Source organism: Actinopolyspora mortivallis, from assembly GCF_003001495.1.
Taxonomy (GTDB): Bacteria; Actinomycetota; Actinomycetes; order Mycobacteriales; family Pseudonocardiaceae; genus Actinopolyspora; species Actinopolyspora mortivallis_A.
In genome coordinates this window covers 22013-31126 of record NZ_PVSR01000041.1, presented here as the reverse complement: position 1 = coordinate 31126, position 9114 = coordinate 22013, and the positions used below count along the sequence as shown (strand labels likewise).

16 protein-coding genes are annotated in these 9114 nt (G+C 66.8%); 4 read left to right on the top strand and 12 right to left on the bottom strand.

Features of this window, described 5'->3' with window-relative positions; genetic code table 11:
- Positions 1–149: 149 nt before the first annotated feature.
- The 10 genes from CEP50_RS17205 to CEP50_RS17165 form a co-directional block, all read right to left on the bottom strand.
- A complete protein-coding gene (locus tag CEP50_RS17205) occupies positions 150–1301 on the bottom strand; it encodes a DUF2637 domain-containing protein (protein WP_106114970.1) in 1152 nt (383 codons plus the stop codon).
- Between the two features lie 5 nt (positions 1302–1306).
- Complete coding sequence (locus CEP50_RS17200) at positions 1307–1534, bottom strand: hypothetical protein (protein WP_106114969.1); 228 nt, start codon at positions 1532–1534, stop codon at positions 1307–1309.
- Complete coding sequence (locus tag CEP50_RS19945) at positions 1531–1743, bottom strand: hypothetical protein (protein WP_146134836.1); 213 nt, start codon at positions 1741–1743, stop codon at positions 1531–1533. The genes CEP50_RS17200 and CEP50_RS19945 overlap by 4 nt, the downstream gene beginning before the upstream one ends.
- Positions 1744–1833: 90 nt before the next feature.
- On the bottom strand, positions 1834–2013 hold the full coding sequence (locus CEP50_RS17195; protein ID WP_106114968.1) for a hypothetical protein: 180 nt from the start codon (positions 2011–2013) through the stop codon (positions 1834–1836).
- A gap of 22 nt (positions 2014–2035) precedes the next feature.
- Positions 2036–2497 (bottom strand): nucleoside 2-deoxyribosyltransferase domain-containing protein, encoded by a 462-nt coding sequence (locus CEP50_RS17190; RefSeq protein ID WP_106114967.1) that lies wholly within the window; start codon positions 2495–2497, stop codon positions 2036–2038.
- Positions 2498–2519: 22 nt separating this feature from the next.
- A complete protein-coding gene (locus CEP50_RS17185; RefSeq protein WP_106114966.1) occupies positions 2520–2885 on the bottom strand; it encodes a RapZ C-terminal domain-containing protein in 366 nt (121 codons plus the stop codon).
- Positions 2886–2928: 43 nt separating this feature from the next.
- The gene (locus tag CEP50_RS17180; protein WP_106114965.1) at positions 2929–3840 is read right to left on the bottom strand and encodes an SPOR domain-containing protein; all 912 of its coding nucleotides are present in this window, start codon (positions 3838–3840) and stop codon (positions 2929–2931) included.
- Positions 3841–3843: 3 nt separating this feature from the next.
- Positions 3844–4479 carry a DUF4097 family beta strand repeat-containing protein gene (locus tag CEP50_RS17175; RefSeq protein ID WP_146134835.1) on the bottom strand — a complete coding sequence of 212 codons (636 nt, stop codon included), beginning with the start codon at positions 4477–4479 and terminating at the stop codon, positions 3844–3846.
- A gap of 98 nt (positions 4480–4577) precedes the next feature.
- Positions 4578–4880, bottom strand: coding sequence for a WhiB family transcriptional regulator (locus CEP50_RS17170; protein WP_106114963.1), 303 nt, complete (start codon positions 4878–4880; stop codon positions 4578–4580).
- On the bottom strand, positions 4877–5107 hold the full coding sequence (locus CEP50_RS17165; protein ID WP_106114962.1) for a helix-turn-helix domain-containing protein: 231 nt from the start codon (positions 5105–5107) through the stop codon (positions 4877–4879). The genes CEP50_RS17170 and CEP50_RS17165 overlap by 4 nt, the downstream gene beginning before the upstream one ends.
- A gap of 208 nt (positions 5108–5315) precedes the next feature.
- Here CEP50_RS17165 and CEP50_RS17160 point away from each other — a divergent pair, with 208 nt between their 5' ends.
- On the top strand, positions 5316–5624 hold the full coding sequence (locus CEP50_RS17160) for a winged helix-turn-helix domain-containing protein (protein WP_219905531.1): 309 nt from the start codon (positions 5316–5318) through the stop codon (positions 5622–5624).
- A 7-nt stretch (positions 5625–5631) separates the two neighbouring features.
- Here CEP50_RS17160 and CEP50_RS19940 read toward each other — a convergent pair whose 3' ends face one another.
- The gene (locus tag CEP50_RS19940; protein WP_146134834.1) at positions 5632–5832 is read right to left on the bottom strand and encodes a hypothetical protein; all 201 of its coding nucleotides are present in this window, start codon (positions 5830–5832) and stop codon (positions 5632–5634) included.
- 205 nt (positions 5833–6037) lie between these two features.
- Here CEP50_RS19940 and CEP50_RS17155 point away from each other — a divergent pair, with 205 nt between their 5' ends.
- The 3 genes from CEP50_RS17155 (at position 6038) to CEP50_RS17145 (ending at position 8857) form a co-directional block, all read left to right on the top strand.
- The gene (locus tag CEP50_RS17155; RefSeq protein WP_106114960.1) at positions 6038–6817 is read left to right on the top strand and encodes an aminotransferase class IV family protein; all 780 of its coding nucleotides are present in this window, start codon (positions 6038–6040) and stop codon (positions 6815–6817) included.
- Positions 6818–6933: 116 nt separating this feature from the next.
- A complete protein-coding gene (locus tag CEP50_RS17150; RefSeq protein WP_374957107.1) occupies positions 6934–7806 on the top strand; it encodes an SUMF1/EgtB/PvdO family nonheme iron enzyme in 873 nt (290 codons plus the stop codon).
- Between the two features lie 385 nt (positions 7807–8191).
- On the top strand, positions 8192–8857 hold the full coding sequence (locus CEP50_RS17145) for a hypothetical protein (protein ID WP_146134833.1): 666 nt from the start codon (positions 8192–8194) through the stop codon (positions 8855–8857).
- Positions 8858–8887: 30 nt separating this feature from the next.
- On the opposite strand, the gene CEP50_RS17140 is transcribed toward CEP50_RS17145, so the two are convergent.
- Positions 8888–9073: a hypothetical protein gene (locus CEP50_RS17140; protein WP_219905530.1), complete on the bottom strand. Its 186-nt coding sequence runs from the start codon at positions 9071–9073 to the stop codon at positions 8888–8890.
- Positions 9074–9114 lie beyond the last annotated feature (41 nt).

Below are 9114 nucleotides of genomic sequence, written 5' to 3'. Positions count from 1 at the left end.
GGGTGGGGGAATCGGATCAGCTCACCCAAGTCCTGGTCCTGGGCCTTTCCGTGGTGGGGGTCGATGCTGGTCATGGCACACCTCGCTCGGGGTGAAAGAGGGTGAGGCTGGCCGGCCCCGCCGCCCGGCGGGGCCGGTGGGTGAGTGGGTTAGGCGGCGGTTACTCCGGCGGGGCCGTCGGTGTCGGTCCATTCGTCGCGGAGTTGTTTGGCGCGGTCGCGTCCGATGCGGAGGGTTTTGCGGATCGACTCGGCCGAGGAGGGGTCGACCGTGCCTGTCTGGACGGCCTGCCGGAGTTGCTCGCGCAGCTCGGTCAGGGACCGTCGGGGCGGGTCGGTGATCTCGTCGACACCGGTGTCGGGAGAGGGGGTGTCTGCCCTATCCCGATGCAGGTCACCGGGCGGGTCACCGGCCGTGCCGGTCGGGTCGGTCAGGGACTCGGGAGAGGGGCTCTCCCGCAGCCACTGTTCGATCTCCTCGGCCACTCCGCCGGTGGGGGCTGGAGCATGGTGGGGGCCGTCGTCGCCGTGTCCGGGCAGGCTGGTGCGGGCTAGGTGTCGGCGTCCGGTCCAGGTGCGGGTGAGGGTGACGGTGCCGGGCCGGTGCAGCAGGGTCACGGTGCCGTCGTCGGCCAGCTGGCCGACCGCCTGGTGTAGGGCCGCGCGTTCCATGCGTACCGTCCGCCGGCGGGCCTGCCGCTGGGTGCGGGCGGCGGCCCGTTCGGCCCGGCTGCGGCGGGTGCGCATCGGCGCGGCGGTGATGATCTGGTGGGCCACCACCCCGCCCACCGAGACCGTGGCCATCACGGCGGCGGTCAGCCATCCGTCGACAGCCAGCCCGTGCAGCAGGTTCAGCGCCGCCGCGGCCCCGGCGAAGATCCACACGCCGGTCAGCAGCCAGCTGGTGGGCTGTCCGCCGCGGCGGGCGGTGTGGGCGGCGAAGGCGAAGGCCCACATGGCGCCCTCGGTGAACAGCGGCAACAACCAGCCCACGGGCCCGTAGATGTGCTGGCCGTAGCGGGCCATGGCGGTCCAGGCCAGCAGCGCGGGCACGATCACGATCACGCTCATCAGCAGCTCGATCGGGTGTGCCGACACCCACCGCAGGGCGGCGGCGCGGCGTTCCCGCCGGGCTGCCGCTCGTTGTGCTTTGAGCTGCTGGCGGTGCTGGCGGTCGGCGCGGTCCTGCTCCCGCTGGGCCGCGGCGTCGGCGCGACGTTGCTCGGCCTGCTGGGCCTTGTCGGCCCGGTCTTGTTCCCGTTTGGCGGCGCGGTCGGCGCGGATCTCGTCACGGATACCCACTGGGATCACCTCCTGGCGTGCTCGGAACGGGCCGAGCGGGGCATGACGCGGGTGGGGACCGCGGGGATGGCGGCGGTGGCGGTCAGTAGCTGGTCGGACAGCCGGTCGAGCACATGCACGGCGATGGCCAGGACCACGGCGGGCAGGCGGCAGGCCACCGCAAGCAGGAACAGGGTTCCCACCAGCAGCGCGCGGGGGGCGGTGTAGCCACGCAGGTAGTCGGTCGAGGTCATGCCGCCTCACCCCCGGCAGGGCCCGCAGGCGTGGCGATCTGCTGCTCCTCGCGGGAACCGCAGCTCTGGCACAGCCGCACCTGGTGGCCGCACCACTCGCCTGGGGTGGCGGGGTGGCGATCGCCGGAGCACAGGCACAGCCGCCACGCGCCCCAGTCGTGCCCGGAAGCGGCACAGGGGACGACACGATCAGTGACGGTCTCTAACATAGGAACTTCCTTCCGTGATTGCGAAACGCAGCGGTGGGAACCCGGCCCGGCGGACGGTTCTTGGCGGAAGGCCGCCGGGCCGGGGCGGGGTCATTCCGGGATGGGTGTGGGCTCGCTGAATCCGGCGTGGAACCCGCAGGTCACGCAGGTGGGCTCGGTGCCCTCGCCCTCGTCGGGCATGGCCCACCGCCACATCCCGGTGACCGGCTCGCGGCCGTGTCGGGCGCAGCGGGGGCAGGGAATCCGCGGGGTGTCGATGATGTGGGCCATCGTTTCCTCCTGGTTTCTCCGTTCACAGGGCGTGCCGGGCCTGGGCCAGCGTGGCCCTGAGGGTCGACTGCACCTCGACGTCAGGGCGGGCCAGCCAGAGCTGCAGGCGCACGTCGGTTTGGCGGGGATAGCCGGGGGCGGCCCCGACCACCAGGCGGCGGCCGCCAGCGGCGGCGGCGCCGAGTTCGTACAGCGCGATCGGCTGGGTGGTGACCTGAGCATCACTGGCGGGGAACCAGAACAGCACCAAGTCGGCCCTCGTCAGGTGGCGGTGTTCCCACCGGATCTGTGTTTCGGCGGCGGAGGGATCTCCGATCGGGAAGTTCTGCCGGCGGGGGTTGGCCACCACCCAGTCGGTGGTGCTCAGGCCGCGCACGGCCTCGCGTTGCCAGTCGGGGCAGCCGGTGATGCCGCCGGCCAAAAACACCAGCGGCCCGTCTCCGGCGTGGGGTTCGTAGGTGTCGGGGCATTCCAGGTAGCGCATGAGAAGAGTCCTTCGTGCGTGGTCAGTGGCGGATGACGGGTTTGGTGATGTCGCGGTGCTCCAGCCGCACGCGGTGTCCGGCTCGGCGGAGGTCCTCGGCGGCCGCGGCGGCCAGGGCGGCGCTGCGGTGGCGCCCGCCGGCACAGCCCACCGCCACGGCCCCGTGGGCGCGGGCGGCGGCGACGATCTCGGCCCGGATCGCGGGCGCCTCGGGATGGGCGAGCACGTAGCGGGCCACGGCGGGGTGCTCGGCGGTGAGCTCGCGCAGCGGGCGCCCGTCGATGCGCACGGCCGCGGCGGCGGGATCTTTCATCCGCTCGCGCAGGTCGATGACGTGGCCACGGGGCGGTGTCGCGTGCAGGTAGCCGAAGCTGGTGATGGTGATCATCGATGTCTCCTGTCCGATGTAGAGCACTGTGGTGGTGGGCGGGTTACAGCCCGGCGGCGTAGCCCTCGACGGCCTCGGATCCGGTGTGCAGCAGTCCCCGCAACTGCTCCAGCTCCTCCCGGACGCGGGTGAACGTTCCGGAGGCTTCCTGGATGGCCGGTTGGCTGCTGCTGCCGGCGGCCTGCTGAAGCAGGTGGGCGATCTCGTCGACGTCCTGGCTGGCCTGGGCTAGTGCGCCTTGGGCGTAGCGGGCCTTTTCCGAGGCGGTCATCAGGGCGTGGCGGATTTCGTCGATGCTGGTCATGGCGGTGCTTCCTCCGTGTGGTGTGGGTGTTTCCGTGTTCGGCCCCTGGGTGGGTGCCGGGGGCATGTCGGGAGTGGACTCGTCGGTGGCGGGCTCGCTGGCGGGGGCAGGTGCCGACACCCCGGCGGGCAGATGCTCGGCATAGCCGTACGTGCCCAGCAGCAACCGCGCGAAGTGCTGATACACAGCCCGGTTGGGGACGGGCAGGTCACGGGCCCACCACAAGTGATCGTTATGCAGGTGGTCCGCGCCGGTCATCACGTTGGTGGGCAGGTCCTCGCCGCGCATCACCCGATACCGGACCGGGCTGTTGTTGGCGCGGGCGTAGCGGTCCAGCACCGCAGACAGCGAGTTGACCCCGAAGATGTCGAGCACGCTGCCCTGCGGCGTGCGTACCCCGGAATGGGCCGGTCTCCAGTCCCCGTCCTCGGTCTGGTAATCGATGGTGACCACCGGCCACCCGGTGTAGGAGGCCAGCGTCCCGGCCAGGTAATGGCAGTAGGCCCGCCCCAGGTACTCCTGGGCCTGCCAATCGATCCGACCTGGGGTGAGCGTGAGCTCGCTGTACCCCCGCGCGGTGCGCTCTCGGTTCAGGGTGATGTCCACCGGGCCGAGGAGGTCGGCGTCCATCGGGATCTCGCCCCACTCCATCGGTCACACCCGCTCGCGCACGTCGCCGGAGACCGACCCGACACGGCAGTCCAGCGGGCCGGTCGTCTCGGTGGCCAGCACTCGGATGTCGCCGGAAACGGTGCGGGCCCACACCGTCGCCGGCTGGTGGGGAGCGTGGGCCAGCAGCCACACATTCCCGGAGCCGCTGGTCACCCACGCCGTGCGTGTGTGGTCGATCCGCAGATCCCCGGAGACCGTGGTGGCCACCACGTCGTCGGCCTCGACCAGCAGCGCGTCCCCGGAGGTGGAGATCAGCTCCACCCTCTGTGCCTGGTGCACGTCCACGTCACCGGAGACCGTGGTGATCTCGGCCCGCTCCAGCGGGCCGCGTGCGGTCACCCACGCCGAGATCGTCTCGCTGGCCAGGCTGCTGTCACGGGGCAGCCGCGCCGTGGCCACCACCTCACCCCGACCGCGGGCCACGGTGGCACCACCACCGGAGACCACCCGCCCGTTGACGACGACCGTGCTGGTCACGGTGTCCGCCACGACCTGCCTCACTCCCACCGACTGGGCAGGCGGCTCCGGAACCCGCAGCCGCAGCACCGCCTCGGCGTGCTCACGATCCTCAACCGTGACCTCCACCGACCCGGCCGCAAGCCGAAGATCCAGCAGCACCGCACCCGACCGGTCACACACAAAACGCCTGTACACGAGACACACGTCCCCTCACACCAAATAACGATGAATCAAAAGAAGCCAGTTCGACTGGCGTACTACGCGGCTACTTCGTCGGTATTGCGTCTGTTATCGCAGCGCATCGCTATACGTTCTCCACGGGTAGTGCCGCCCAAGATACCGTCCACGTCCGTACTCAGGGCGAACGAGAGGCAGGAATTCTGAACGGGGCATGAACCGCAAACTCGCCTAGCTTCGCTGATCTGACCAGGGAATCCGATCCCCACAGGGAAGAAGAGTTCCGGGTCCACGGTCTCGTCAGCGCAGGCTGGTTTCCGGGTGAAGATCTCGGCCGGGAGAGGCTCTGTCAGCTCCCACAGCGGGTTGTGCGTGGTGCTCATGCGATCGCCTCCCCGGTGGCCAATTCGTTCGGATCCATGCCCAGGCTCTTCAAGTAGGTGTCCAGAGATTCTGCTGGAACACGTACGGCGCCCTTGCCGAATCCGATACGCACCGCATGCAGCCGTTCGGACTCCACCAGCCGATAGACCGTCGATACGTGCACATCTAGCAACTCGGCTACCTGCTTCACCCGGTACATCCGGGACTCGGTGCCGTTGACCTGCATCGTTAGCGGCTCCTTGCTGTCGATGCTGCCCCGGTACCACCGGGGCCTCTGCGTTCCGTGCCATCCCTGCCGAAGCAGCGACAGGTGCAAAAGTAGCGAACAGAACCAAGTGAGTCAAGTGACTCAAATAAGTTGTATGACTTGATGGTCGGTTATCATGTCTGACGTGCAGAAACGAGAAGCAGATGACTCCCGAACCTTCGTGCGAGTGGCTGAGAAGCTCCGCCAAGCGATCATCGATGGGGTCTACTCGCCAGGGCAGAAGCTTCCGTCTGGGCAGGAGTTGGCCGCTGAACTGGGGGTTGCGGTTGGTACGGTCCGAAGTGCTCTCGACCTCCTACGGGAAGATGGGGTGGTTGAGACCCACCACGGGCGTGGGTCGTTCGTTCTCGACCGTCCAGAGTCCTCTGCAGAGCGAGGAACACCGGATGAGCTTGCCCTGATTCGCTCCGAGCTGGCTGAGATCAACCGTCGTCTGGCCTCGCTCGAAGAGCGACTCGACGCTGCTGATCGCTGAGGGGTGGTCATGCAGAGACCTCTTCCAAAAATGTCCGTAACGCGTTCAGGAAACCGCCTAACTGACTGAAGAATGTTCGCGTCCACTCCGCAGCCTGCACGGGTTCTCGCGTAACGAAAATCAGTATCGTAATTAACAGTGCCGGGCCGACGATTTTGCGCAGTGCACTGCCGCCGGCCTGTATGCCTGGAATGGTCTGTTTGGACACTACTGCTCGCTCCCAGTTCGTTGCTGTTGGTGTTCGATTAGCTCTTCTTGCTGATGTCTCCATGCTGGGACTGATCGCCCGTAGTGAGAACTGTCATGCTGCTACCCCTGTGCCGAACTTCTGCTGAACCACGACTGCTGAACTTTCACCGAACTTTGGTGCAGCGCTACTTCAGTCGTGGCTGCTGAAGTGCGAAGGTGGTGATATGGAACTGAACGGAGTCTCGCCCACGGTCGATGACGTCAAAGCGCTGGCGCTGACGAACTACGGACATTTCACGTCAATGCTGGTTGAGGACCGTCGTGTTCGTGGTCTAACCCACCACCTCAGCCGGTTGTCCAGGGACTCGCGCCAGCTCTTCGGAGTAGATCTGGACATAGAGCAGGTACGCCAGTACGTACGTGACGCTCTAGCCGGGCAATCAACTCCGGTTGTGGTTCGAGTGACTGTCTACGACCCAAACTTGGGATTGGGAAATATCGGATCCGAGGCAGACCCGCAGGTGCTTGTTACGACTCGTCCTGCTTCGCTCAAGGATGCTCCGCCTATGACGCTCGGGACGGTTTCCTACAAACGTGAAGATCCGTCAGTTAAGCATGTTGGGCTATATGGTGCCATGAAGAATAGGCGTTTCGTTCAGCGTGAAGGATTCGATGATGCGCTTTTCCTGAATCCGGATGGCACGATATCAGAAATAGCCACATCGAATATCGGATTCATTCGTGGTGATCAGATAGTTTGGCCTCGATCGGAGATCCTGTTGGGCGTGACGATGCGTCTGCTCGATCAGGGTCTCGAAGATTCATCCACCACCGAAACGCTCACTCTGGCTGATTTGTCGGAGATGGACGCTGCGTTCGCCACCAACGCTGCTACCGGCATCAGGCCTGTAGCCGGGATCGACAATGGTGAGTGGCCTACCGACTTCCCTCTGCTCCACGAGCTGCGTGAGATGTACGCCGAGATCCCTGGCGAAGTGGTCTAAAACGCTACGCGAGACAGCTATGATCGCCGCGAACGCTTTCTTGTAGGGAGCAACCAGTGGCGACAGTGCAGCAGTGGTCAGGCGTCGAGGTCCGGGCTCTTCGTGAAGCCAAGCGGATGAGTTTGCGGGACTTCGCAGCCCACCTCGGCGTCAGTGAGCGCATGATCTCGAAGTGGGAGGCCAGCGGGGCTGACATCACGCCGCGGCCTATCAACCAGGCCGCCCTGGACACAGCCCTAGGCCGGTGCGATCCGGACACGAAAGCGCGGTTCGCTAACCTCACCGGCTTCAGTGAGAACGGCACCGAGGGGGACCGCCACGTCGAACCGATCGGATCCAGCCAGGTCAGGCATCCGAGCGACGGCAGCCTGATGGTGAAGGTCGACGGCGGTGTGTTCCTGTCCGGCCCCAGCAACAAGCCGGTATGGTTGCCCGCTTTCTACATCGACGTGTATCCCGTGACCAACGCCGAGTACGGCCGGTTTCTCGCCGCTACCGGACATGAGCCGCCACAACACTGGAAAGGCGGTCAACCCGCGAACCAGCTCGCAGATCACCCCGTAGTCTTCGTTACTTGGAAGGACGCCGCAGCGTACGCCGACTGGGCGGGCAAGTCGCTGCCCAGTAGCGAGCAATGGGAGAAAGCGGCGCGTGGAACTCGGGGAGCCGTGTACCCGTGGGGAGACCAGCCAACGCCCGCGAAGTGCAACGTCCGGGAGAACGGCGTCGGTGAGACGACACTGGTCGATTGCTATCAGAGCGGGGCTAGTCCCTACGGGGTCTATGACCTGTGCGGCAACGTCTGGGAGTGGTGCTCGACCGAATCAAGGCCAGGTCGACACGAACTGAAAGGAGGTTCCTGGACCACCCCCTTCGAACGTGCAGTCCCTTCCTCATTCAACGACGCCGCAGAGACCATGTGTGACGACGACACCGGCTTCCGGTGTGCTGTTCCGGCCGAGAGCCTGGAGGTAGAGACAGACGCGTAGTGCCTCCCGAAGCCAGCTCGTCGGTGCTTCTTCCGGTTGCATTCGTGGTTGCATTCATCGGTGTTCGGCGACGTTCGCCGTAGTCCACCCGGGAGTGGGTTCGCTGCTCAGTGAACATGGTGTTCATCGCTGAACAGCCGTTCTCAAACCTTGAAAGCGAGCGGCCCGAGAGGGCCCGCGGGTTCGAATCCCGCCGCTTCCGCCGCTGTGACCGGGCGGGACGGGGCCCGGTGGAGCTTCGCGCCCCGAGTCTCGTTCGCCCCGGGTCGTCCTTCCGGAGCAGGTTCGTGCTCCGGGGCCTCCGGACGCGGGCTGCATCGATTCCGACTGGCGTGATTCGGTGAATTCCTCCCGCCGGGCTGTGCTCGTTCGTAACATCGATCACGTGATGTCGCCACGACAGGAACGGCGGAGTCCCCGAGCCGCGGGCCGGGATCCCGCCGGGGCCACGATCCGGGCCGCGGTGATCACCAGGCGCGGTACCGTGTTCGCCGCGTGCATCACGGCGTTGGTGACCCTGGTGACCAGTTCGTTCACCCTGTACTTCACCACGAGGGACGATCGGGAGGACGCGACTACTCCGGCGGGTGTCACGGAGACGACGGAGCCGAGTGGCGCGCGCGGGGAGGATGCGGCCCCGACCACGGACGGTTCCCCGGAGGGGGTGCTGCATCTGGCTGACAGGGTTCCGGTCGAGGGAGAGGGGTACTGGGAACGCGGCGAGGTCACCGTGGCGGGGCAGGCACGGCCGCGTGCCCTGAGCATGGACGCCAGCTGCTACGACGGCTACACCGTCGGGTTCAACGTGGCGGGGAGGTCGACCTTCCGCACCGGGGTGGGACTTCCCGATCATGCCGACTCCGATCAGCGGGTCACGTTCACGGTGCTGCTCGACGGTTCCTCGGCGGCGCGGCCGGTGACGGTCTCCGTCGGGGAGACGGAGGAACTGCGGGTCGACGTGGAGGACGGTTTCCGGGTGCGGGTGAACGCCGACCCCACGAGTGACTGCGTGAGCTCGGCGGTGCTCATCGACCCCGTGCTGCTCCCCTGACCCCGTTCCCGGCGGACGGCGGGGGGCGGTTCACTCCACGGGTGGCCGGGTGTTGGACTCGCCCGGTGGGGCCACGTTGGCGCTGAGGCGGTCGAGCAGCTCCTCCAGACGCGCGAGCTCCCCTTCGCCGAGACCGGTGCGCAGCCTGCGGTCGAAGGACACCGCCGCCTCGCGCATCCGGTGGAAGGCCTTCTCGCCCTCCTCGGTGAGTTCCACCAGATGAGTGCGGCGGTTGTGCGGGTCGCGTCTGCGGGCGC

What these genes read in the sequence shown, in the direction of transcription:
- CEP50_RS17200 (WP_106114969.1), bottom strand. Translation starts at nt 1,534, where the DNA reads ATGACCTCGACCGACTACCTGCGTGGCTACACCGCCCCCCGCGCGCTG.
- CEP50_RS19945 (WP_146134836.1), bottom strand. Translation starts at nt 1,743, where the DNA reads ATGTTAGAGACCGTCACTGATCGTGTCGTCCCCTGTGCCGCTTCCGGG.
- CEP50_RS17195 (WP_106114968.1), bottom strand. Translation starts at nt 2,013, where the DNA reads ATGGCCCACATCATCGACACCCCGCGGATTCCCTGCCCCCGCTGCGCC.
- CEP50_RS17190 (WP_106114967.1), bottom strand. Translation starts at nt 2,497, where the DNA reads ATGCGCTACCTGGAATGCCCCGACACCTACGAACCCCACGCCGGAGAC.
- CEP50_RS17185 (WP_106114966.1), bottom strand. Translation starts at nt 2,885, where the DNA reads ATGATCACCATCACCAGCTTCGGCTACCTGCACGCGACACCGCCCCGT.
- CEP50_RS17180 (WP_106114965.1), bottom strand. Translation starts at nt 3,840, where the DNA reads ATGGAGTGGGGCGAGATCCCGATGGACGCCGACCTCCTCGGCCCGGTG.
- CEP50_RS17170 (WP_106114963.1), bottom strand. Translation starts at nt 4,880, where the DNA reads ATGAGCACCACGCACAACCCGCTGTGGGAGCTGACAGAGCCTCTCCCG.
- CEP50_RS17165 (WP_106114962.1), bottom strand. Translation starts at nt 5,107, where the DNA reads ATGCAGGTCAACGGCACCGAGTCCCGGATGTACCGGGTGAAGCAGGTA.
- CEP50_RS17155 (WP_106114960.1), top strand. Translation starts at nt 6,038, where the DNA reads ATGGAACTGAACGGAGTCTCGCCCACGGTCGATGACGTCAAAGCGCTG.
- CEP50_RS17150 (WP_374957107.1), top strand. Translation starts at nt 6,934, where the DNA reads ATGAGTTTGCGGGACTTCGCAGCCCACCTCGGCGTCAGTGAGCGCATG.